The sequence below is a fragment of the Streptomyces sp. NRRL S-646 genome (genome assembly GCF_000720765.1).
GTDB lineage: Bacteria > Actinomycetota > Actinomycetes > Streptomycetales > Streptomycetaceae > Streptomyces.
In genome coordinates, this window is the sequence record NZ_JODC01000021.1 from 91288 (window position 1) to 112145 (window position 20858).

25 protein-coding genes and 1 pseudogene are annotated in these 20858 nt (G+C 71.1%); 14 read left to right on the forward strand and 12 right to left on the reverse strand.

What is annotated here, in order from left to right; all coding sequences use genetic code 11:
- The first annotated feature begins 186 nt into the window (after positions 1-186).
- Both IH68_RS0141130 and IH68_RS0141135 read left to right on the forward strand, forming a co-directional pair.
- On the forward strand, positions 187-468 hold the full coding sequence (locus tag IH68_RS0141130; protein WP_030946524.1) for a hypothetical protein: 282 nt from the start codon (positions 187-189) through the stop codon (positions 466-468).
- The gene (locus IH68_RS0141135; RefSeq protein ID WP_030946528.1) at positions 465-1148 is read left to right on the forward strand and encodes a response regulator; all 684 of its coding nucleotides are present in this window, start codon (positions 465-467) and stop codon (positions 1146-1148) included. The genes IH68_RS0141130 and IH68_RS0141135 overlap by 4 nt, the downstream gene beginning before the upstream one ends.
- An 18-nt stretch (positions 1149-1166) precedes the next feature.
- On the opposite strand, the gene IH68_RS0141140 is transcribed toward IH68_RS0141135, so the two are convergent.
- The gene (locus IH68_RS0141140; RefSeq protein WP_030946531.1) at positions 1167-1859 is read right to left on the reverse strand and encodes a TetR/AcrR family transcriptional regulator; all 693 of its coding nucleotides are present in this window, start codon (positions 1857-1859) and stop codon (positions 1167-1169) included.
- A gap of 117 nt (positions 1860-1976) precedes the next feature.
- Here IH68_RS0141140 and IH68_RS0141145 point away from each other — a divergent pair, with 117 nt between their 5' ends.
- The 3 genes from IH68_RS0141145 (at position 1977) to ligD (ending at position 4761) form a co-directional block, all read left to right on the forward strand.
- Entirely contained in the window at positions 1977-2726 is a 750-nt protein-coding gene (locus IH68_RS0141145; RefSeq protein ID WP_030946534.1) for an SDR family oxidoreductase, read from the forward strand.
- A 54-nt stretch (positions 2727-2780) separates the two neighbouring features.
- Complete coding sequence (locus IH68_RS0141150) at positions 2781-3683, forward strand: SDR family oxidoreductase (protein WP_030946537.1); 903 nt, start codon at positions 2781-2783, stop codon at positions 3681-3683.
- A gap of 97 nt (positions 3684-3780) precedes the next feature.
- The gene (gene ligD / locus IH68_RS0141155; RefSeq protein WP_030946540.1) at positions 3781-4761 is read left to right on the forward strand and encodes a non-homologous end-joining DNA ligase; all 981 of its coding nucleotides are present in this window, start codon (positions 3781-3783) and stop codon (positions 4759-4761) included.
- Between the two features lie 61 nt (positions 4762-4822).
- Here the strand turns inward: ligD and IH68_RS0141160 are convergent, their stop codons facing one another.
- A complete protein-coding gene (locus tag IH68_RS0141160) occupies positions 4823-5302 on the reverse strand; it encodes a flavin reductase family protein (RefSeq protein ID WP_030946542.1) in 480 nt (159 codons plus the stop codon).
- 66 nt (positions 5303-5368) lie between these two features.
- A complete protein-coding gene (locus IH68_RS0141165) occupies positions 5369-5845 on the reverse strand; it encodes an SRPBCC family protein (protein WP_030946545.1) in 477 nt (158 codons plus the stop codon).
- Positions 5846-5970: 125 nt separating this feature from the next.
- On the opposite strand from IH68_RS0141165, the gene IH68_RS0141170 reads away from it, so the two are divergent.
- From IH68_RS0141170 to IH68_RS58640, 4 genes are all read left to right on the forward strand, one after another.
- Entirely contained in the window at positions 5971-6291 is a 321-nt protein-coding gene (locus IH68_RS0141170) for a DUF3040 domain-containing protein (RefSeq protein WP_030946548.1), read from the forward strand.
- Between the two features lie 89 nt (positions 6292-6380).
- Positions 6381-7907 carry an FAD-dependent oxidoreductase gene (locus IH68_RS0141175; protein ID WP_030946551.1) on the forward strand — a complete coding sequence of 509 codons (1527 nt, stop codon included), beginning with the start codon at positions 6381-6383 and terminating at the stop codon, positions 7905-7907.
- Positions 7908-8795: 888 nt separating this feature from the next.
- A complete protein-coding gene (locus IH68_RS50720; protein WP_063763586.1) occupies positions 8796-9422 on the forward strand; it encodes a GAF domain-containing protein in 627 nt (208 codons plus the stop codon).
- Positions 9368-9619 carry an ANTAR domain-containing protein gene (locus IH68_RS58640; protein WP_234341760.1) on the forward strand — a complete coding sequence of 84 codons (252 nt, stop codon included), beginning with the start codon at positions 9368-9370 and terminating at the stop codon, positions 9617-9619. Before IH68_RS50720 ends, IH68_RS58640 begins: the two co-directional genes overlap by 55 nt.
- Positions 9620-9863: 244 nt before the next feature.
- On the opposite strand, the pseudogene IH68_RS59275 reads toward IH68_RS58640, so the two are convergent.
- Both IH68_RS59275 and IH68_RS56750 read right to left on the reverse strand, forming a co-directional pair.
- Positions 9864-10079, reverse strand: a pseudogene (locus IH68_RS59275) (SseB family protein); the annotation flags it as partial.
- Between the two features lie 27 nt (positions 10080-10106).
- Positions 10107-10283 (reverse strand): hypothetical protein, encoded by a 177-nt coding sequence (locus tag IH68_RS56750; RefSeq protein WP_159403822.1) that lies wholly within the window; start codon positions 10281-10283, stop codon positions 10107-10109.
- Positions 10284-10607: 324 nt separating this feature from the next.
- Between IH68_RS56750 and hemC the strand changes: the two genes are divergently transcribed.
- The gene (gene hemC / locus IH68_RS0141195; protein WP_030946559.1) at positions 10608-11543 is read left to right on the forward strand and encodes a hydroxymethylbilane synthase; all 936 of its coding nucleotides are present in this window, start codon (positions 10608-10610) and stop codon (positions 11541-11543) included.
- Between the two features lie 22 nt (positions 11544-11565).
- Here hemC and IH68_RS0141200 read toward each other — a convergent pair whose 3' ends face one another.
- The 4 genes from IH68_RS0141200 to IH68_RS0141215 form a co-directional block, all read right to left on the reverse strand.
- Complete coding sequence (locus tag IH68_RS0141200; RefSeq protein WP_030946561.1) at positions 11566-12090, reverse strand: hypothetical protein; 525 nt, start codon at positions 12088-12090, stop codon at positions 11566-11568.
- A gap of 194 nt (positions 12091-12284) precedes the next feature.
- Positions 12285-13145, reverse strand: coding sequence for an ABC transporter permease (locus tag IH68_RS0141205; RefSeq protein ID WP_030946562.1), 861 nt, complete (start codon positions 13143-13145; stop codon positions 12285-12287).
- Positions 13105-13965, reverse strand: a complete 861-nt coding sequence (locus tag IH68_RS0141210; protein ID WP_030946564.1) for an ABC transporter ATP-binding protein — start codon at positions 13963-13965, stop codon at positions 13105-13107. Before IH68_RS0141210 ends, IH68_RS0141205 begins: the two co-directional genes overlap by 41 nt.
- Positions 13962-14414: a MarR family winged helix-turn-helix transcriptional regulator gene (locus IH68_RS0141215; protein ID WP_030946566.1), complete on the reverse strand. Its 453-nt coding sequence runs from the start codon at positions 14412-14414 to the stop codon at positions 13962-13964. Before IH68_RS0141215 ends, IH68_RS0141210 begins: the two co-directional genes overlap by 4 nt.
- A 237-nt stretch (positions 14415-14651) precedes the next feature.
- Here IH68_RS0141215 and IH68_RS0141220 point away from each other — a divergent pair, with 237 nt between their 5' ends.
- On the forward strand, positions 14652-15446 hold the full coding sequence (locus IH68_RS0141220; protein ID WP_030946568.1) for a SigB/SigF/SigG family RNA polymerase sigma factor: 795 nt from the start codon (positions 14652-14654) through the stop codon (positions 15444-15446).
- A gap of 36 nt (positions 15447-15482) precedes the next feature.
- On the opposite strand, the gene IH68_RS0141225 is transcribed toward IH68_RS0141220, so the two are convergent.
- Positions 15483-15818: an ANTAR domain-containing protein gene (locus tag IH68_RS0141225; protein WP_030946572.1), complete on the reverse strand. Its 336-nt coding sequence runs from the start codon at positions 15816-15818 to the stop codon at positions 15483-15485.
- A gap of 166 nt (positions 15819-15984) precedes the next feature.
- On the opposite strand from IH68_RS0141225, the gene IH68_RS0141230 reads away from it, so the two are divergent.
- Positions 15985-16788, forward strand: coding sequence for a VOC family protein (locus tag IH68_RS0141230; RefSeq protein ID WP_030946575.1), 804 nt, complete (start codon positions 15985-15987; stop codon positions 16786-16788).
- Between the two features lie 29 nt (positions 16789-16817).
- Here IH68_RS0141230 and glgX read toward each other — a convergent pair whose 3' ends face one another.
- Both glgX and IH68_RS0141240 read right to left on the reverse strand, forming a co-directional pair.
- Positions 16818-19058: a glycogen debranching protein GlgX gene (gene glgX / locus IH68_RS0141235; protein WP_234341761.1), complete on the reverse strand. Its 2241-nt coding sequence runs from the start codon at positions 19056-19058 to the stop codon at positions 16818-16820.
- The gene (locus IH68_RS0141240) at positions 19055-19567 is read right to left on the reverse strand and encodes a hypothetical protein (RefSeq protein ID WP_030946581.1); all 513 of its coding nucleotides are present in this window, start codon (positions 19565-19567) and stop codon (positions 19055-19057) included. The genes glgX and IH68_RS0141240 overlap by 4 nt, the downstream gene beginning before the upstream one ends.
- A gap of 320 nt (positions 19568-19887) precedes the next feature.
- Between IH68_RS0141240 and IH68_RS0141245 the strand changes: the two genes are divergently transcribed.
- Both IH68_RS0141245 and IH68_RS0141250 read left to right on the forward strand, forming a co-directional pair.
- Positions 19888-20187 carry a DUF5133 domain-containing protein gene (locus IH68_RS0141245; RefSeq protein WP_030946584.1) on the forward strand — a complete coding sequence of 100 codons (300 nt, stop codon included), beginning with the start codon at positions 19888-19890 and terminating at the stop codon, positions 20185-20187.
- Positions 20188-20276: 89 nt separating this feature from the next.
- A partial coding sequence (locus IH68_RS0141250) for a maltotransferase domain-containing protein (protein WP_159403823.1) occupies positions 20277-20858 on the forward strand: 582 nt, incomplete at its 3' end.

A 20858-nucleotide genomic window follows, 5' to 3' on the forward strand; every position in this document is an offset into this window, starting at 1 on the left:
GCTCACCCGCAAGGGCCTGCACGATCCATCCGCGGCCGAACCGGTCGCACAGGAGTCCTTCTGCGTCTGACCTCGTGCCCTTCGCCCGAGAGGGCCGCCCGTGCCTCAGAACACGGGCGACCCTCGCCCGTCGTTCCCGGCGGGCATCGCCCACCATGGCTTCCAGGACCCGACCGGAGAGACCCGATGAGCATCCCTTGGCAGCAATACGCGGACGAACACGCGCACACCGTCGACACCATGACGGCCGCCCTCGTGTTCGCCGCCTTCCAGCTGGGCAGCGAGATCCGCGTGCCCGGCACCCACCGGCCGGACGCCCTGAACCCCATCGCCCTGGCGGCACTCTCCTGCGGGACCCTGTTCCGGCAGCGCACCCACCCCCGCACCGTGGTCACGATGACCGCGCTCGCGGCGGCCGGCGTCGGCGCGCTGGGCCATCCAGTGAGACGACAAGGACGGACACCATGACCATCCGTGTGCTGCTCGCCGACGACCAGGCCCTCCTGCGGGCCACGTTCCGCATCCTGATCGACTCCTGTGACGACATGGAGGTGGTCGCCGAGGCCACCGACGGCGCAGAGGCCGTCGCCCTCGCGCACGTGCACCACCCCGACCTCGTCCTGATGGACATCCGCATGCCCGGCACCGACGGCCTGGCCGCCACCTCCGCGATCTGTGCCGACCCCGAGCTGTCGGGCACGCGCGTGCTGATCCTCACCACGTTCGAGATCGACGAATACGTCGCCCAGGCGCTGCGGGCCGGAGCGAGCGGGTTCCTCGGCAAGGACGTGACCGCGGACGCGCTGCTCGACGGCATCCGGACCGTGGCCGTGGGCGACTCACTGCTCTCCCCGCTCGCCACACGGGTACTGATCACGCGCTTCCTGTCCGCCCCCGCACAGGGCGTGCGGCCGGCGGCGGCCGAGGACCTCGGCACGCTCACCGCCCGCGAGCGGGAGGTGATGGCGTGGGTGGCGGAGGGCCACTCCAACGAGGAGATCGGCGAGAAGCTCTTCCTCAGCCCGCTGACGGTACGCACTCATGTGCACCGCGCGATGATGAAGCTGGGCGCCCGCGACCGCGCCCAACTCGTCGTGATCGCCTACCAGTCGGGGCTCGTGCAGACATCGCCGGCGGCGGATCGGTGAGCACCGCGGGCTGCGGGCTCAGCCGGCGGAGAGCTTGTTCAGCCACTGTTCCAGCAGAGCGGACTCCGCCGGTGTGAACACCGGGGACTGTGCCGCGCGCAGCCGGGCCGCGAGCGTCGCGGCGGCGACCGGGACGGCGCTGTCCGGCTCGCCCGGCTCACCCGTGCCGGCCGGACGGGTCAGCGAGCCGAGCACGCTGTCGCGCAGCCGCTCGGAGAAGTGCGGGTCCGGGTACTGCTCGGGCCTGGTCAACATCGACAGGGCCGCCCCCACATTGGCGGACATGATCATCTGGGTGGCGAGGGCGGGCGGAACGGTGAGCCGGCCGGCCGCGGCGCAGCGTTCGAGGATCCCGTGCAGCAGGGCGTGCGCCTCCTGGGCCGCGGCGGGCGGGGCCATCAGCTCCGGCGAGTACATCAGGCGGTAGTGGTTGGGGTGCTCCAGCGCGAAGCGCATGTGGTTGTCCCAGCCGCTCCTGAGGTCGGCAATCGGGTCGTCGCTGGGTCGCGCCGCCCGCTTGGAGGCGAGGTATTCCTCGAAGCCCCGGTCGACGACGGCGGCCAGCAGCCCGGCCTTGTCGCCGAACAGCCGGTAGAGCATCGGCGCCCCCACCCCGGCCGCCTCGCACACCGCACGGGTCGAGACATCGGCGACCGGCGCTTTGGCCAGCAGGTCAGTGGCCGCTTCCAGGATTTTTTCCCTCGCATCCATGCGTCCACCGTACGGCATCCGTAGCGCTGATACGACATAGGCAGCACCAACGCTACGAAGCTGTGTTATCGTCGATACGAATAATCCGTAGCAACGCTAACAGCGAAGGGTGCAACCATGACCACTCAGTCCCCCACGGGCCGGCGTGTCGCGATCGTGACGGGCGGATCGCGCGGCATCGGCAGGCAGGTCGCCGAGCGGCTCGCCGCCGACGGGTTCGCAGTCGTCGTCGGATACGCGGGCAACAAGGACGCGGCAGACGACGTCGTACAGACCATCGAGACCGCAGGCGGCTCGGCGTACGCCGCCCGCGCGGACGTCGGCGACGAGACAGCGGTGGCCGCCCTGTTCGACCTTGCGGAAGCCACCTACGGCGGCATCGACGCGGTCGTGCACGCGGCCGGACGGATGCCCCTCTCCCCCGTCGCCGAACTAGACCTCGGTGAGCTCGACGCCCTGTACCACACCAACATCCGCGGCGCGTTCGTCGTCGACCAGCAGGCCGCCCGCCGCCTGCGCCCGGGCGGAGCGCTCGTCAACTTCTCCACTTCGGTGGTGGGTCTCGCCTTCCCCGGCTACGGCGCCTACGCCGCGAGCAAGGGGGCGGTCGAGGCGCTGACGCTGATACTCGCCCGGGAGCTGCGCGGCCGTGACGTGACCGTGAACGCGGTGGCGCCCGGCCCCACCGCCACCGAGCTCTTCCTCGACGGCAAGGACGAGGAGACGATCGCCCGTCTGGCCGCGCAGCCGCCGCTGGAGCGCCTGGGGACACCGCAGGACATCGCGGGCGTCGTGTCCTTCCTGGTCGGCCCCGAGGGCCGCTGGATCAACGGACAGGTGGTGCGGGCCAATGGCGGCATCATCTGACGGCGCGCGCCGTCCTTCGGGAAGCCCAGGTTCGAGAGTTCGAAAGGAACAGTCGTGAGCGACAGCAAGGTCATTCTCGTCACCGGCGCCTCCAGCGGTTTCGGCGCCCTCACCGTCCGCGCGCTCGCCGAGCGCGGACACACGGTCTACGGGGGCATGCGCGCCCTCGCCACCCGCAACGCTCAAGCCGCCGCCGACCTGGCCGGCCACGCGGCCGAGCACGCGGTCGACCTGCAGGCTGTGGAACTGGACGTGACACGGCAGGACAGCGCGGACGCAGCCGTCGCCCGCGTCGTCGACGAACGGGGGCGCCTCGATGTCGTGGTCCACAACGCCGGACACATGGTGCTGGGCCCGGCCGAGGCCTTCACCCCGGAGCAGCTGGCGGACGTCTACGACACCAACGTGCTCGGCACCCAGCGCGTCAATCGGGCGGCCCTGCCCCGGCTGCGCGCGCAGGGGCAGGGGCACGTCGTGTGGATCGGCTCCTCCAGCACACGCGGCGGCTGCCCGCCCTTCCTCGCCCCGTACTTCGCGGCGAAGGCCGCCATGGACGCACTCGCGGTGAGCTATGCCGCCGAGCTCATACGGTTCGGGATCGACACCTCGATCGTTGTGCCGGGCGCCTTCACCTCGGGCACGAACCACTTCGCCCACGCCGGCTCACCGGCCGATGCCGAGCGGGCCGCCGCCTACGACGCCCGCTACAAGGCACTGATGGACGACGTGAACGTGCGGCTGGCCGGGCTGATACCGCCCGACGCCGACGTCGCCGAGGTGGCCGAGGCCGTCGTCCGGACCGTCGAACTGCCGCCCGGCAGACGGCCGTTCCGGGTTCACGTGGATCCCAGCCGCGACGGCAGCGAGGTCGTCTCCGCCGTGGCCGACCGCGTCCGCGCCGAGTTCTTCCGCAGGGTGGGGCTCGACGACCTGCTGACGTCGGCGAGCAGCCTGTAGGCAGCGCCGTTCGCAGCCGGCCCGCAGGCAGCGCCGTTCAGGGGAACCCGGCCGCCGGGGCGAATGGCGGTGGACCACGCCGTCGACAACTGACCCCGTGACGCTCCCCCTGATCCCGCCCATGCTCGCCACGCCCGGGTCCCTGCCGCCCGCCGCGCAGGACTCCCGCTGGGCCTACGAGACCAAGCAGGACGGCCAGCGAGTTGTGGCCTACCTAGAAGGGGACGGCAGCATCCTGCTGCGGGCGCGGTCCGGGGAGGACATCACCGGCGCGTATCCCGAGCTGCGAACGCTGGGCGAGGCGCTCGGTGGGACGCCTGCCGTGCTCGACGGGGAGGTGCTGGCGCTGGACGAACGGGGCCGCGCCGACTTCCAGTTGCTGCAGCCCCGCATGGGGCTGGCGCACACACCCGACAAAGCGGCGCGCCAGGCAGCGAAGGCGCCCGTGCACCTCGTCCTGTTCGACGTGATGCATCTGGGCGGCGAAGACCTCACCGCGCTCCCCTATGCCCGGCGGCGCGGGCAGTTGGAGCGGCTCGGTCTCCACGGACCGTTCTGGTCCACCCCGGCCGCACTGGTCGGGCACGGCGAACAGGCCTTGCAGGCCACCCGTGAGCACGGTCTGGAGGGCCTGGTCTGCAAGCGGCTGGACTCGGCGTACCAGCCCGGGGTGCGCTCCCGGGCCTGGATCAAGATCCGCAACATGCGCAGCGAGGACGTCGTGGTGGGCGGCTGGCTGCCCGGCAAGGGACGGCTGTCGGGGCTGCCCGGCGCCGTCCTGATGGGGCAGCGGGCCGCGGGACGCCTGCGGTACGTCGGGAGTGTGGGCACCGGCTGGAGCGAGGCCGAGCGGTCGCAGCTCGCCGCACTGCTGCGGGCCGCCGCGACCGACGTGTGCCCCTTCGATCCCGTGCCGTCGGTCGCGGGGGCCCGCTGGGTGGCGCCCCGGCTGGTGGGCGAGGTCCGCTACAGCACCCGCACCCGGGCGGGACTGCTGCGCCAGCCGTCCTGGCTGCGGCTGAGGCCCGACCTGGCACCCGAGGACGCGTCGGCCGACATCCCGGACGACTCCGTCTGAGCCCCTCCACCAGACACGCCGTCGCGCCCCGGGCTCCTCTGAGCCGCCGGTGGGGACGCCGTCAGGCGGGGTGGCCGGGGCTGATGTCCCGGGCGTCGTCGAGCCGGAGCAGGGGTCCGTCCGTGCGGCTGCCCCAGTCCTCGGGCGTGAGGACGAAGCCCACGTGATCGCCGCCGTCGACGCGCTGTTCGACGCTGCCGACGAACCAGGCGGCGGCCTCCTCCAGGACGACCGAGCCGCCGTGTCCGCGCGTCCAGGGCACGTGCGCGAACTTGTCGGTCCGATCACCCGTCTGCCCGCCGAACAGGGCTGCCAGCTCGTGCTGTTCACGGGTGAGCAGATGCACAGCCAGCCGGTCTGCGGCACGGGCCACGGCGTAGGTGTGGTTGGCCTTGGAGATCCACACCACGAACCGCGCCGGCTGAATGGAGCACTGGGAGGAGAAGGAGACCAGACAGCCCGACCGCTCCGTGCCCGCCGTGGCCGTGACGACACACATGTCAGGACTCAGCCGGCTCATGAACGCGTCGATGTCCGTCATGTCTCCTCGCTCCTCACCCTCGTCGACGACCCGGCGAGCCCTGGCGGGACCTGCGCAGCGTGACCGTCAGAGCGGTGTGCCGGGGTTCTCGGGGCGGATGCGGCCACGCCAGCCGCCGGTGGTGCCGCCCTCGCGCTCCACGTAGTCCTTGAAGCGGTGCAGATCCCCGTTCACCCGCCGGTCGATCAGGCCCAGCACGTCCGCGCTCTGCTCGGCGATCCCGCTGGGTTCGACCTCCATCATGAGTTCCACGCGGGTGTGCGTGTCGTCCAGCCGCTCGAACCGGACCGATCCCCGCTGTTGCGTGTCACCGCCGACGGACCGCCAGGTGATCCGGTCGTCCGGGAGCTGGTCGACGATCTCCGTGTCGAACTCGCGCCGCACCCCGCCGATGCTGGTGGTCCAGTGGTTGTGCCGGTCGTCGAGCTGCCTGACCTCGTCGACGCCTTCCATGAAGTTCGGGAACTCCTCGAACTGAGTCCACTGGTTGTACGCCATGTGCAGCGGAACTTCCACGTCCACTGCCTTCTTGACCGTACCCATCGATGCCTCCTTGCCCGCTCCTTGCCGGGGCCGACCGCGCCGGGCGACCGGCCTCCTGCGCGTGTGCGTGGCACCGGGTACCCCGGAAAGGCGCCGGTCAGCCCGTGCGGGGAACTCCGTGAGGCATGGCTGAGCACCCCGACCCCGAAAATGTCGTGCTGTCGTCACACGAACGTCTCGCCCTGCGGAGTATCGAAGCGCAACTGAGCTGCGAGCGGCGCCTCGCCCGAGGCATGCGCCGCCGCCCACGCTCACAGCTCTGGCTCCCGCCGTCGGTGGCCCTGCTGACGTGCAGCTCGCTGTTCCTCGTCGTCATGGGAGTCCGCACCGCGGACCCGGTCGTCATCTGGTGCTTCGCCGGGCTCTGGCCCTTCACGGTGGTGCAGTCCTTCCGGCTGCTGTGCCGTGCCGGCAGGGGCGGAGCCCGCATCACCTCGTGGCTGTGAACTCCGCACGGCGCCGCCCGGCTCCACGACCGACGGCGTTCGGGGGCGGTTCCGTGTGTCCGGGGCATGGCTGCGGGAACTCGGCGGTCATGACCGCCGAGACCGAATTCCACGGATCGTACTGGCTCGAGTCGGCGCCGCCGGGTGAACCCGCTCCCCCGCCGTCCGGTGACATCGCCGTCGAGGTCGCCGTGGTCGGCGGTGGCATCGCAGGTCTGAGTGCGGCGTGGGAGCTGGTCCAGCAGGGACGCAAGGTGGCCGTACTGGAGGCGGACCGGCTGGCCGCCGGGGTCACGGGCCACACGACCGCCAAGCTGACCGCTCTGCACACGCTGACCTACGACCACCTGCGCCGCACCCGCGGCCCCACCGGGGCACGCCTGTACGCGGACTCGCAGAGTGCTGCGATCCGGCACGCCGCAGAGATCGTCGACGAACTCGGCATCGACTGCGACTGGGAGGAGGCCGCGGCCTACACCTACGGCGAGCAGCCCCGGCTCGTGGGACAGCTGCAGACGGAGGCGGAAGCGGCGCGGGAGGCGGGACTGGCGGCCGAGTTCGTGACCGAGACCGGGCTGCCCTTCCGGATCGCCGGTGCGGTCCGGGTGACGGACCAGGTCCAGTTCCATCCCCGCAAGTACCTGCTGGCCCTCGTCGAGGACCTGCGCCGGCGGGGCTGCGCCGTGCACGAGCGCACACGCGTCGTAGGCCTCACGGAGAGCGAGCCCTGCGTCCTGGCGACGGACGCCGGGGTGTCGGTGCGGGCGGACGAAGTCGTGATCGCCACCCACTACCCGGTCTTCGACCGTGCCCTGCTCTTCACCCGGCTCTCGCCGCGCCGCGAGCTGGTCGTGGCCGGGTCCATCGACGAGGACCGGGCGCCGCGCGGCATGTACATCACGCCGGAGCAGAACACGCGGTCCGTGCGCAGCGCGCCCTACCGTGACGGAAAACGCCTGCTGATCGTCACCGGCGAGCACTTCACTCCCGGCACCGCCGATGTCGAGGAGCGATTCGCGCGGCTCTCCGCCTGGGCCGAGGACCGTTTCCCAGGGTTTGCGATCAGCCACCGCTGGGCCACGCAGGACAACGACGCCACCGACTCCGTACCGCTCGTCGGCCCGCTCTGGCCGGGCAGCCGCCACACCTACGTGGCCACCGGGTTCGGCGGCTGGGGGCTGAGCAGCGGCATCATGGCGGGCCGACTGCTCAGCGACCTCATCAACGGTCGCAAGGTCGCCTGGGCCAGCCTCTACGATCCGCGGCGTCTGGTCTCCGTGGTCCGCGAGGGAGCCTCGTTCCTCAAGCATCAGGCGCATGTGGCCCGGCACTTCGTCGGCGACCGGCTGCCCGCGATGACGGGGTCCCCGACGGCGGACATTCCGCGCGGCGGCGGGGCCGTGGTGCGGGTGGGCGGGCGGAAGTGCGCCGTGCATCGTGACGAGAACGGTCAGCTGCAGGCGGTGTCGGCCCGCTGCACCCACCTCGGCTGCCTTGTGGCGTTCAACCGAGCGGAACAGGCCTGGGAATGCCCCTGCCACGGCTCCCGCTTCGCCCCGGACGGGCAGATCCTGCAGGGCCCGGCCGTAAGGCCGCTGGAGAAGCGGGACATCTGAGACGACCGCCTGCGGTATTCACCGCGGGTCACGCGTGATCCGCTGCCCCGCCATGAAGCCGCACAGGAGACGGGCAGGTCTCCTCGAAACGGCGGGCGGACGGAGACCTGGCATCGGCAAGCCCTGCACCTTCAGCACCTCGTGACGCTGTGCCGGTCGGCCGTCGGCTGGAGCCGGGAGAGTCTCTGGGGCAACGTGCGCCGCCGCGCCGTCCCCTCGTCACGGCCGACCAAGGACTACGAGGACGCGACGGTGGTCCTGGACCACGCAGCCGTGCACACGACGGAACTCACCCGCACACCGGTCGAGGCAGCCGCCCGGAATCGGCAGGCGCACCGGTCCCGCCTGCCCCTGATCCGCGATTACGCAAGCTTCCTGGCCCAGGCGGCCCAGGTTGTGCGGCTCTCTGCGGACGGCGGGGCCGGCCTGGGCCGGGAGGGTGCTCTGCGGCAGGCTGTCGGGGAGATGCACGCGGCGGTGGACGGCCTGCACCGGCAGCTGCCGGATTCGGTCCTCCGCGAGCCCGAGGAGGCCTCGGCGTACAGTGCGCTCCTCCTGCAGGCTCAGCGACCGGCCGGAACCTTGAGGCGTCGGCACGGCAGGAGGCTCCCCCGGGGCACGTCTGAAGCCGGCTCCGCGGCCGGCACGAACGTCCGCAGGTGGTGCGGCGCGTACGAGCCGGCCGGTGCCGCCGGCGGCAGCCGGGCGGCATGCCGTTTTGTGCAGGGGGGCCAGGGAACTCGTCCGGCACGACATCGAGACCCGGGCATTGTGCGGCAATGGTGCGCCAGCCCCGCGGCCTGAGGCCGTGTGAAGCCAACCGGCACCCCGGTGACACCCGGACAGTGTTGGTTCTCCCGGTGCCATCGGCTGGAGTACTGGTGGATCATGTCTGTTGACGGTGCTTGCGATGACAGGGAGCCGTGCCAGACCGAGGAACGCGCGCGGGTCACCGAGACGCTCGCGGCCGCGGCAAAGGGCCTCGGTCCCGACGACGTTCCCCAGGCGCTGTGCAACGCCTGCGTGGCACTTCTGCCCGTCAGCGGCGCGTCCGTGTCGATCGCGAGCGGTTCGACGGTGCGTGCCACCTGGTGTGCCGGCGACCCGACGGCGGCCCGGCTGGCAGAGGCGCAGTACACGCTCGGGGACGGCCCTTGCCTGTCCGCGATCGAACGCGCCGCCGCCGTGCTGGCGGACGCCAAGGCGCCGGACGCCGGGCGCTGGCCCGTCTTCGCCCACGAGGCCGTCGAGCTGGGTGTGCGCGCGGTGTTCTCGCTGCCGCTCGGACTGGGCGGGGCGACGATCGGCACGCTCGACCTGTATCGCCACACACCCGGCGCGCTGTCGGAGCGCGACCTGCGGATCGCGCTGTGGGCGCGGGACGCCGTCACGTCCGCCCTCATGAACCTTCATGCCGGGTACGACGCGGACGAACGAGTCGGCGAGGCAGGAGCAGCGGCGTGGAGGCTTCCGAGGCCGACCACAGTGAGGTCTACCAAGCGGTCGGCATGGTGATGGTGCAACTGAACCTGGGCGCCGAACAGGCTCTGGACCGGATGCGCGCGCGGGCTTTCGTACAGGGCCGGACGGTGACCGAGGTGGCTCGCGACATCCTCGTACGCACGCTTCGCCTCGGATCCGAGGCGGATGGCGGCAGCGAGGATGCCAGCCGGCGGGACGCCGGTGACGACGGACGAGAGGGCGATCGGTGACGAACCGGGCACAGCAGCTCGCCGAGGCGCTGCTTCCGGGCCCGCATGCCCTGCCCATGCGCGTGCACCACCAGACGGTGGGAACCCGTGAGAACCCTGAACCAGGCACTGGCCGGTGTGAGCACGATCGCCCTCGCCAACTGGAGCCCGCATCCGGTGCAGCGCACCGGTCCGGAAGCTCCCTGACCCCCTGCGCCGGCAGTGCAAGTTCCTCCGACGGCCGACGGTCGGCGAGAGCGCCGAGCTGGATCGAGCGATGCTCGGTGTCCCGCGGGAACGCCTGCTGGATCCGGGCCTGCGAGGTGAACACGGGCGCCGGTTCGGTGCCGTCCTGCTGCTCGCAGACGGGCAGAGTCACCCTCCCGGGAGCCCGGTCCCCGGTGGGGACGCCGATGGGGATCAGCACCTCGCCGACGGCCAGGGTGTCCAGTTCCGTCTCGTCGGCGTCGCCCTCGACCACGACCCGCAGGGCCAGTTGCGGAGAGTCTCAGCGGGCCACGGCCGTCGCCCACAGCGCGGCCACGACCACGACGGCGGCTGCCACCGTCATGACGCTGCGCACCATCGCCGGCCACCGCCCCACCACAGAGGCGTCGTGTCCGCTGTCGTGACGGGCCCGGACGGCCCACATGCGGTGCGGCGGCCGACGCGCTTCCTCATGCATGTTCCCCACTCCTTCGTTCCGGACGGCCGGGCGGGTTCCCTCCGCGGCGGCTCCCATGCCCGCGTACACGGTTGTTCCGTGCCGGTGGTCCGCGGCAGGGGCACAGGGCTCCGCAGTGCCGAAGTCGGCCTCCTGGGAGGCGAGGTGGACGTAAGCGGGCTTGGCCGGCGGGCTGCGCACGGCGGCGCTCGCGTTGCTGATACGGCCGGAGGCCCGGGTGTCGGCGGACGCTGTGCGCGCACCCGGCATCCCTGCCGAGTGATTCGGGTCCCCAATGGGGCGGTAGCGGTCAAAGACCCTCTGGCGACGGTCTATCGTGGCCGCATGTCCGTCCCCGAAATGATCCGCATCGTCTCCCGCGACTCGCCCATGGCGCTGGCCCAAGTGGAGCGTGTGCGCACCGAGTTGGCAGTCCTGTATCCCGGTGTGCGCACCGAGGTCGTGCCGGTGAAGACGACCGGTGACAAGTGGATGGGTGTCCTGTCCAAGGTGGAGGGCAAGGGGGCGTTCACCAAGGAGGTGGATGCCGCGCTGCTCGCGGGCGAGGCCGATCTCGCCGTGCACTGTCTCAAGGACGTGCCCGCCGACCGGCCGCTTCCGGCCGGCACGACGTTTGCGGCGTTCCTGAAGCGGGACGACATCCGTGACGCCCTGGTGCACCCGGACGGCCTCACCCTGGACGAGTTGCCGGACGGCACCCGCATCGGCACCTCCGCGGTGCGCCGGGTGGCCCAGCTGTCCGCCACCCACCCCCACCTGAAGTGTGTGCCGTTCCGCGGCAACGCCAACCGTCGGCTGGCGAAGCTGGCAGCCGGCGAGGCGGACGCGTTGCTGCTGGCGGTGTCCGGTCTTGAACGCATCGGGCGCCAGGACGTGATCAGCGAGGTGCTGTCGCCGGACACCGTGATGCCGTCCATCGGCGCGGGCATCCTCGCCCTGCAGTGCCGTGAGGGCGACCGCGACCTCATCGACGCGGTCAGCGCGCTCGGCGACCCGCACACGCACCAGGAGGCCACCGCGGAGCGGATGTTCCTGCACGTCCTGCAGGGGCACTGCAACAGCCCGATCGCCGGGTACGCGCGCGTGGAGGCCAGTGGCGAACTGTCGCTACGGGCCTGTGTGTTCACCCCGGACGGCAAGACCCGCCTGAACGCCCACGAATGGGCCGGACGGCTCGACCCGGCCACCCTGGGCACGTCGGTGGCCGTGGCGCTGCTGCGTCAGGGTGCCCGCGAGATCATCGACGGCATCCCGCACTGAGCGGGCTCCGGAGCGGGCGGGGTCAGGCGGTGCCCTCTTCGGCCTGGTCCCGGAGGAAGTTGCTGACCTGGTGCGCCAGGCCGCCGTCCCGGCCCGGGCTCGGGTGGGCGCCGACGGGCTCCTCGTGCAGGCCGATGCCGCCTGTCCACAGCCGGCGGTCGGTCCACTCCTCCTCGACCCGCAGCTGGATCTGCACGTCGACCTGGCTGAGGCAGGTGTCCGGGCCGGCCGCGTACAGCACGGCGGTGGCCCGGCGCAGCGGGTAGACGTCGAAGCCCTCGATGAACTGCGAGTTGCGCCAGTCGATGAACGCGGCCTCACCGTCGGGGCCGAGACGCACGTCGATCTGGCCGTCCTCGATGTGGATGCCGAAGGAACGGCTGCCGCGGTTCTCGACGGTGACCCGGAGGCTGAAGTACGTCAGTCCGGCCGCCGCGTCGTCCCGTCCGCGTGGGGGCTCGGCGGCTTCCAGACGGTGGACGCGGACACGCAGGCCGGCATGCTCGTCGTACTCCTGCCAGTCCCCGACCACGTTCGGCTCGTACACAGTCCACCTCATCGACCTCAGAGAGCTGCTTCCTATCTGTGCGCTCAGTGCACTGTCAAATGAGCAGAATGCGCTGTGGCCAGCGCATTCACCCCCTTTGATCACTGATCAAGCCGTGCGCAGGAACAACGGACGGAACACGTCCCACGGACGTGCATATGTGCGTGGGGCACATCACGTTCCGCGGGCGGTCGTCAGCGGGCCAGCCGGCCGAGGAGCGAGGAGGCCGCGGTGATGCCGAGTGCGCCGGCCACGAAGAGCACCGCGAAGTCGAGGGCCACATGCGCGTGGGTGCCGAGGAGGAGGCCGCGCAGGGCGTCCACCTGGTAGCTCAGCGGGTTGACCTTGCTGACGGCCTGGAGCCAGCCGGGCATGACGGACACGGGGTACAGGGCGTTGGAGCCGAAGAACAGCGGCATCGTGATGGCCTGCCCGAAGCCCATGAGGCGGTCGCGGTTGAGGACGATGCCGGCGATGCTCATCGACAGGCAGGAGAAGAACGCGGATCCGAGGATCACGATCGCGGCGACACCGAGCAGCTTCAGCGGGTTCCAGGTCAGCGCCACTCCGAGCACTGCGGCGATGAGGATGACGACCACGGCCTGGATCAGGGACTTCACTCCGGCCGCGAACGCCTTGCCGGTGATCAGGGCCGAGCGTGGCGTCGGCGTGACCAGCAGCTTGTCCAGGATGCCGGCGTCGCGCTCCCAGATGATCTGGATGCCGTAGAAGATGGCGATGAACATCGCGGACTGGGCGATGATGCCGGGTGCCAGGTAGTCCACGTAGGGGATGCCGCCGGTGGGGATCGCCTTGATGCGGGTGAAGGTCTGGCCGAAGATCAGCAGCCACAGGGCGGGCTGCACGGCGCGGGTGTAGAGCTCGGTGCGGTCGTGGCGCAGCTTCTGCATTTCGACGGCGCACATCGCGATCACGCGGGCGGGCAACAGCCGCCAGCCCGCGCGCGGCAGGGGCGGCCGCAGCAACAGGTCGATGCCGGGTGCGCCGGTGGGGTCAGCCGACGCGGTGCGCGGTGCGGCGGGTGCTTCGGACATCGCGGAAACCTCCTGCCTGGTCGTCGAGTCCGCTGCCCGCGACGTCACGGAAGACGTCCTCCAGGGTCGGCAGCGGGTCGGTGGCCGCCGCGCCCGCTGCGCGCCGGCGCTCGCCGAGCCCCTCCCTGAGCTCGTCCGGGGTGCCGAGGGCCCGGATGCGGCCGCGGTGCATCAGGGCGACCCGGTCGCAGTACTGGTCGGCCTCGTCCATGTAGTGGGTGGTCACCAGCACGGTCATGCCGGTGGCGGCGCGCACGGCGTTGATGTGGTCCCACACTCCGGTGCGGGCTATCGGGTCGAGGCCGATGGTCGGCTCGTCGAGGATCAGCAGGCGGGGGGCGCTGACCAGTGCCTGCGCGAGTTCGAGGCGTCGGACCATGCCGCCGGAGTAGGTGCCGGCCAGCCGGTCGGCGGCGTCGGCGAGGCCGACGGCAGCCAGGGCCTGACCGACGCGATCGGCGCGTTCCGCGCGGGGCACGTCGAAGACGCGGGCGAAGAGGGCTACGTTCTCACGGCCGGTGAGTCCGGCGTCGGCGGACAGCTGCTGCGGCACATAGCCCAACAGGCGCCGGACGGCCATCCGGTCCTTGGCCGCGTCGTGGCCGAACACGCGGACCATTCCGGCGGGGACCGGCAGCAGGGTGGTGATGCAGCGGATCGCGGTCGTCTTTCCGGCGCCGTTGGGTCCGAGCAGGCCGAAGACCTCACCCTCGCCCACCGACAGTTCGAGTCCGTCGACCGCGTTCGTCTCACCGAAGGCGTAGGCGAGTCCGGTGCAGGTGACGGCCTCGGCCTGCCCGGTGTCGGCGTTCCGCGTCATGTCTCCTCGGCCTCCTCGTGCAGGGTGTCGGCCAGCCTGCGCAGGGCGGGGATCGCCGTGCGCAAGGCCTCGCGGTCCGTGTCGTCGAGACGGGACAGCCCGCCGCGTACGAGTTCGCCGCGCCGTTTGCGCCATTCGGCGAGCCGGGCCTCGGCCGCGGGCGTCGGCATCAGCCGGGCGGCACGCCGGTCGGCGGGGTCGGTCCCGCGGACCAGGTAACCCTGCCGGGACAGCTGGTTGACCAGCGTCGAGACCGAATTGCCCGCCAGATACAGCTCCTTGGCGGCGTCGGATATGCCGATGCCGGGCCGGGTGACGACCAGCCGCAGCAGCTCGACCTCGGCGCCACGCAGCTGCGGGGCGATCTGCGGGCGCAGGCGGCGCCGGACGAGCCGCTGGACGCCGATGAGAGCGTCGATCAGCTCGTCCGGGAAGTTTTCGGGTTCCACATCAGCAGATTATCTCTGTAGCAGAGGTAATGAACCCAAAGAACGGTCAAGCACGCAGCAGCCGTCCATAATGTACATATTTGTTTGTGATGCACTGATTCCGGGCAACAGTATGAAGTGCTTCGGACAGGAGGCACGTCCGTGGGAGCCGGTCGGGCCCCGGATGTCTCCGCAGGTCCGAGCCCCCATCTCCCATGGCGCCCGTCCCATCTGCACCGCCTCACGGAGGTGCGCACCATGCGTGTCGCCAGCGCCAGCACGAAACCCCACCCGCACGACGACGCCCCCGACACCGCCGAGGCCTTCGCCCGGCTGGCGCGGCTGTCCGAAGGGCCGCAACGCAGACAGCTGCGGGACCAACTGGTCGAGGCGTGGCTGCCGATGGCCGAGCGGATCGCCGTCCGGTTCAAGGGGCGCGGAGAGTCCCTTGAGGACCTCTACCAGGTCGCGGCCCTCGGACTGGTCAAGGCCGTCGACCACTACGACCCCGCCCGCGGACACGCCTTCGAGGCGTACGCGGTCCCGACCATCACCGGCGAGATCAAGCGGCACTTCCGCGACCACATGTGGACGCTGCATGTGCCGCGCCGGGTCCAGGACCTGCGCAACAGGGTGCGTCAGGCCGCGAAGGAACTGTCCCAGACGACCCCGGGGCGCAGCCCGACCGTCGCCGAGATCGCCCGGCACGCGCACCTGAGCGAGGGCGAGGTGCGCACCGGGATGGAAGCCCTGGAGTGCTTCACCGCGCTGTCGCTGGACGCCGAGATGCCCGGCACCGACGGATACGCCCTGACGGACTCGATCGGCGGCCCCGATCCGGCCTACGACGTCGTCGTCGACCGGGTGGCGGTCAGGCCCTGCCTGCAAGCGCTCCCGGAGCGCGAGCGCACCATCCTGTATCTCCGCTTCTTCGGGGGCATGACGCAAAGCCGCATCGCCCAGCAGCTCGGGATCTCGCAGATGCATGTCTCCCGGCTGCTCAGCGGCTGCTGCGACCAGCTCCGTGCGGAGCTCCTCGCGGAGACCGGCTGAGCGTCGCGCCGTTCGGCCGCACGCGGCCCCGTCGCCTCACCGCTCCGGTGGGGCCTCGGGGATCTGCGTGGGGCCGTAGCGGTCCAGGGCGTCTTCCAGCCCGGCCTTGATCTCCGGGGGCAGGTCTCCGTTGCGCCCCCAGATGAGAATGAGTTCGGCGACAGCGCGGAGCTTGATGTTCGTGTGCTGGGAGACGTCCTTCAGCACTGCCCATCCCTGGTCCGGCGTCACCCGGCCCAGCGCGACCATGATCCCGATCGCCTGGTCCACGACGGCGTGCGAGACGACGGCTTCCTTCAGCTGATCGACTTCTTCCTGCAGTGCGAAGATGCGATCCGTCTCGTCGGCAGGTTCATGCGGTACCGGTGCCACTCCTCCATAGTGGCACTCACCCGGCCCGCTGCCACCGGCGACGGACCGCCACGGCACCCGTTTCGGCCCCACCAACGGGGTACTCGGCAGGCGCATCGTGCGGTCCCGGTTGGACACTGGTACGAGACCGGTGGCTGCCGGCCGACGAGACCAGGACGCAACTGCCATGAACCACGACACCTCACGCCCGCGCGGCGTGACGCGCATCGTCACCTCGGCCTCCGTGTTCGGGGCGCCGTGCTGGGTGAGCCTGACCAGCCGCGACGTCGACGCCACCGAGAACTTCTACGGGGCCGTGCTCGGCTGGGAGTGGCGCTCCGCCAAACTCGGCGACCGCTTCCGGATGGCCATGGTGGACGGAACACCCGTGGCCGGGATCGCCGCCGTCGCCGACATGTGGCAGATGGCGGTGGCATGGACGCCGTACTTCGCCGTGCCCAGTGCGGACGAGGCCGCGGCGCGGGCCCAGGAGCGGGGCGGGACGGCCGCGGTCGGCCCGATCTCGTTCCCGCCGGGACGGGCGGCACTGCTGGCCGACCGGGACGGGGCGACCTTCGGGATCTGGGAGGGGATGCTGATCGCCGACTGGGAGAAATGGCGGCACGCGGCCCCGACCTTCATCAGGCTGCACACGCGCGACGCCTTCGATGCCGCGATCTTCTACGGTGAGGTGCTGGACTGGGCCACCAAGCGGCCCGGCGGCTGCGAGGTCCAGTACGAGGGCGGCGAGGTGGTGCTGCGCAGCCAGGGCGCCATCGTGGCGCGCATCGAGTCCGGGGCGCTGGGGGCGGCGCCCGACCCCACCATTCGGCCCCATTGGCAGATCCACTTCGCGGTCGAGGACGTGGCGGCCTGTGTACGGGCCGCCGAGGTGCACGGCGGCAGCGTCCTGTCGAAGGGCAGCGACGAGGCGGTACTGCGCGACGCCGACGGCGCGCAGTTCACGGTCACCTCGCGCCGCGAACGCTGAGGTGACGCTCCGCCGGGTCAGCCAGGCGACTACGGATGCGCCGCACCTGTCGTTGGTCTGGTGCGGCGCGGTTGTGGTTGCTCGCGCCCCGCGGCGGAGCCGCATGTCGATACAGCCCCGCGCCCCTTGGGGGGATGCACGGAGGGGCGTGACAAGAGCACCAGGCTGCGGCGCTCGACCAGGAGCCCGGTGTTCGCCTTGTACTCCGACTCGTCCGGCGGCCCGTGCGGCTCCGCGGTGTCGATCAGCGTCGTCCAGCGTTCGCCGTACCTGACGTCCGGCAGCCGGAACTCCACCGGCTCCCAGTAGCTGTTCAGCAGGAGCAGGAACGAGTCGTCCACGACGGGGCAGCCGCAGGGGTCGGGTTCGGCGATGGCGTCGCCGTTGAGGAACACGCCGACGGAGTGCGCGTCGGAGCGCTGCCAGTCCTCCTCCGTCATCTCCTGCGCGTCCGGCGCCAGCCACACCAGGTCCGGCAGCGGCTGGCGCGGGTGGGTCGCGGTCTCGCCGCGGAAGAAGCGGCGGCGGCGGAGCACCGGGTGGGCCGCACGCAGTGCGATGACATACCGGGTGAACTCGGCGAGGTCCCGCTGCTCCTCGGTCAGCTCCCAGTCGATCCAGGAGACTTCGTTGTCCTGGCAGTAGGCGTTGTTGTTGCCGCGCTGGGTGCGGCCGAGTTCGTCGCCGTGGCTGAGCATCGGGATGCCCTGCGAGAGCAGCAGGGTGGCCAGGAAGTTGCGCTGCTGGCGGGCGCGCAGCTCCAGCACGCCCGGATCGTCGGTGTCGCCCTCGACGCCGCAGTTCCAGGACCGGTTGACGCTCTCGCCGTCCCGGTTGCCCTCGCCGTTGGCCTCGTTGTGCTTGTCGTTGTACGAGACCAGGTCGCGCAGGGTGAATCCGTCGTGCGCGGTGACGAAGTTGACGCTGGCCCGGGGGCGGCGCCGGCTGTGCGCGTACAGGTCCGCGGAGCCGGTCAGCCGGGAGGCGAACTCGCCGAGCGTGTACTCGCCGCCGCGCCAGAAGTCCCGTACGGCGTCACGGTACTTGCCGTTCCACTCCGACCACAGCGGCGGGAAGTTGCCCACCTGGTAGCCGCCCTCCCCCACGTCCCACGGCTCCGCGATCAGTTTGACCCTGCTGATCACCGGGTCCTGCTGGATCAGGTCGAAGAACGCCGACAGCCGGTCCACCTCGTGGAACTGCCGGGCCAGCGTGGCCGCGAGGTCGAAGCGGAAGCCGTCGACGTGCATCTCGGTGACCCAGTACCGCAGCGAGTCCATGATCAGTTGCAGTACGTAGGGGTGCCGCATCAGCAGGCTGTTGCCGGTGCCGGTGGTGTCGTAGTAGTGGCCCCAGTCGCCGTCCACCAGACGGTAGTACGAGGCGTTGTCGATGCCGCGGAAGGAGAGCGTGGGGCCCTTCTCGTTGCCCTCGGCGGTGTGGTTGTAGACGACGTCGAGGATGACTTCGAGGCCGGCCGCGTGCAGCGCCTTCACCATCGACTTGAACTCGGTGACCTGCCGGCCGCGGGTGCCGTGGGCGGCGTAGGCGTTGTGCGGGGCGAAGAAGCCGATCGTGTTGTAGCCCCAGTAGTTGGACAGGCCGCGGCCCTGCAGCACTCCGTCCTGGACGTACTGGTGCACCGGCATCAGCTCCACCGCGGTCACGCCCAGCTTCGTCAGGTGCTCGACGACCGCGGGGTGCGCGAGTCCGGCGTAGGTGCCGCGGAGTTCGGGCGGGACGTCGGGGTGGGTGCGGGTCAGGCCCCGCACATGGGCCTCGTAGATCACACTGTCGGCATACGGCTGCTGCGGCGGCCGGTCGTCGCCCCAGTCGAAGGCCGGGTCGGTGACCACGCCGAGCATGGTGTGGCCGGCGCTGTCCGCCCGGGAGCGGCCGTGCGGTGCGCGCTCGAAGAGGGAGGCGTGGTTGTCCACCTGCCCGTCAACCGCCCTGGTGTAGGGGTCGAGGAGCAGCTTCGCCGGGTTGCAGCGGTGGCCCGACTGGGGGTGCCAGGGGCCGTGCACGCGGTAGCCATAGCGCTGTCCGGGCCCGATGTCCGGCAAGTAGCAGTGCCAGACGAAGCCGTCGACCTCGGTCACCGGGACGCGGCGCTCCCCGCCGTCGTCGACGAGGACGAGTTCGACTCGTTGGGCCACCTCGCTGAAGAGCGCGAAGTTGGTGCCCTTCCCGTCGTAGGAGGCACCCAATGGGTAGGGGTGCCCGCTCCAGACGGGCACCCCTGGCTTGCGGCGGCGCTTCGCCGTCACCGGGCATCCTCCAGGATGCCGTCCGGCTCGCGCACCTGCCCGGCCAGAGCCACGGCCGGCATCTCGCGGGGCACCTGGAGCACCTCGCGCAGGCTCGGTGCGGGCGCCAGGGGGACCAGGGGCACCCGCTCGCCGGCCCTGGCCCGCTGCGAGAACCAGATGACCTTGCTGCCGGTGTCCGTGGCGCAGCAGCCCCAGCCGTCGCTCATCGCGGCGATCCGCTGCAGACAGGCCCGCAGGTCCTGGTCGGGGCGCAGGTCGCAGTCGTTCTCCCCCACGGCGGTGATCAGATGCTGTCCGTTCCACCACATCTCGACCGACGTGTTCTTGTCGGTCGCGTGCTCATCGATGGCCATCAGCAGCAGCTCGGCGCCGCTGCAGACGGGCTCGACCAGTGTCTCGAGGTCCCAGAGCCGGAGATGCGCGGCCAGGATGCGCCGTACCTGTCCGACCCGTTCGGGGCTGACTTCCACATCGAGGTGGTAGTAGCAGGGCACTGCGGTCTTCATCTTCGTTGGCTCCTCACCCGCGAAGCTCCCGCTCCTTCTCGTCCCTGTGGGACGAGCCCCGAACGCGAAGCGTGAGCGTTGATCGCTTCTGAGTCACCTCAAGAGTGGGTGAACTAGACCATTCGTGCAACACGAGCGCGCACCCGGGGTGACGGAGGCCTGTGAGACATGGTTGAAGATCCAACAAGACGCTGAGTCGCCGCCCGTGCACCATGTGTGAAGACCTCGATACCCGTAACGGATCCGTGCGTGCCCACGCGCGGCCGCCGCCCGACGGTCGGGAGACGTGCGATCGAGCCCCGGAGAAAGTGAAGAGCGTCATGCTGCTACCGGCCAAAGCCGAAGTGGCCCGGCAACTGCGGCGGTACCGGGCCTGGGAACGCGTCATGCTCGCGTCTCCCTCCGACCGCACGGTGCGCGCCACCTTCGAGGACTCGGGCTACACCTTGTGCGTGCTGATGGGCAAGCGCTGTGCCCGCGAGGCCGCGGACGCCGCCGAGCGCTATCTGGGGTCGACTCTGGGCGCCTATCTCCGGGAGCAGAACGAGCGGCCCCGAACGGGTGCGGCCGACCGGCGCGGGCCCCCGCAGGCACAACAGCATTACGCCGCAGGGAGGTAGATCCCCCCTGCGGCTCAACGCGTATGTCGCAGTTTGTATCCCTCGACCGGGCCACCGGCCCGGTCTCCAGCACGGCGGAGGTGAGACCCATGAGTTCGATTCCGGCCATCGGCCGCATCCCGGTGCGGGACGTCCACCCGGCGGTGGAGTGCGGAAGGCGCCCGGCCAAGGCGGTCGTAGGGGAGACGTTCGAGGTCACCGCGACCGTGTTCCGCGAGGGCCATGACGCGGTCGCCGCCAACGTCGTCCTGACGGATCCGGAGGGCCAGCACGGCCCGTGGACGCCGATGCGGGAGTTGACCCCCGGCTCCGACCGCTGGGGCGCCGAGGTCACACCCACCTCCGCGGGCCACTGGACGTATCGGGTGGAGGCCTGGAGCGACCCGGTGGCCACCTGGAGACGCACCGCCCGGATCAAGGTGCCGGCCGGTATCGACACCGGACTGGTGCTGGAGGAGGGCGGCGACCTGCACGAGAAGCTGGCCGCGGGGGTGCCCGAGGGTCCGGGGCGTGCTGCGGTGCTGGCGGCGGCGGAGACGTTGCGCGACGACTCGCTGCCGGTCGCGACCCGTCTGGCGGCGGCGTTGACGCCGGAGGTGGACGCGGTGCTGGCCCGGCACCCGCTGCGGGAGTTCGTCACCGCCTCACAGACCCTGCCGCTGCTGGTGGAA

Bases quoted from the DNA above. Each gene is read 5' to 3' on its own strand.
- IH68_RS0141170 (WP_030946548.1), top strand. From the start codon at position 5,971: ATGGCTGAGCACCCCGACCCCGAAAATGTCGTGCTGTCGTCACACGAA.
- IH68_RS0141135 (WP_030946528.1), top strand. From the start codon at position 465: ATGACCATCCGTGTGCTGCTCGCCGACGACCAGGCCCTCCTGCGGGCC.
- IH68_RS0141240 (WP_030946581.1), bottom strand. From the start codon at position 19,567: ATGAAGACCGCAGTGCCCTGCTACTACCACCTCGATGTGGAAGTCAGC.
- IH68_RS50720 (WP_063763586.1), top strand. From the start codon at position 8,796: ATGTCTGTTGACGGTGCTTGCGATGACAGGGAGCCGTGCCAGACCGAG.
- IH68_RS0141210 (WP_030946564.1), bottom strand. From the start codon at position 13,965: ATGACGCGGAACGCCGACACCGGGCAGGCCGAGGCCGTCACCTGCACC.
- IH68_RS0141140 (WP_030946531.1), bottom strand. From the start codon at position 1,859: ATGGATGCGAGGGAAAAAATCCTGGAAGCGGCCACTGACCTGCTGGCC.
- IH68_RS0141165 (WP_030946545.1), bottom strand. From the start codon at position 5,845: ATGGGTACGGTCAAGAAGGCAGTGGACGTGGAAGTTCCGCTGCACATG.
- IH68_RS0141245 (WP_030946584.1), top strand. From the start codon at position 19,888: ATGCTGCTACCGGCCAAAGCCGAAGTGGCCCGGCAACTGCGGCGGTAC.
- IH68_RS0141220 (WP_030946568.1), top strand. From the start codon at position 14,652: ATGCGTGTCGCCAGCGCCAGCACGAAACCCCACCCGCACGACGACGCC.
- IH68_RS0141205 (WP_030946562.1), bottom strand. From the start codon at position 13,145: ATGTCCGAAGCACCCGCCGCACCGCGCACCGCGTCGGCTGACCCCACC.
- IH68_RS0141145 (WP_030946534.1), top strand. From the start codon at position 1,977: ATGACCACTCAGTCCCCCACGGGCCGGCGTGTCGCGATCGTGACGGGC.
- IH68_RS0141175 (WP_030946551.1), top strand. From the start codon at position 6,381: ATGACCGCCGAGACCGAATTCCACGGATCGTACTGGCTCGAGTCGGCG.
- IH68_RS56750 (WP_159403822.1), bottom strand. From the start codon at position 10,283: ATGCATGAGGAAGCGCGTCGGCCGCCGCACCGCATGTGGGCCGTCCGG.
- IH68_RS0141130 (WP_030946524.1), top strand. From the start codon at position 187: ATGAGCATCCCTTGGCAGCAATACGCGGACGAACACGCGCACACCGTC.
- hemC (WP_030946559.1), top strand. From the start codon at position 10,608: ATGTCCGTCCCCGAAATGATCCGCATCGTCTCCCGCGACTCGCCCATG.
- IH68_RS0141160 (WP_030946542.1), bottom strand. From the start codon at position 5,302: ATGACGGACATCGACGCGTTCATGAGCCGGCTGAGTCCTGACATGTGT.
- IH68_RS0141230 (WP_030946575.1), top strand. From the start codon at position 15,985: ATGAACCACGACACCTCACGCCCGCGCGGCGTGACGCGCATCGTCACC.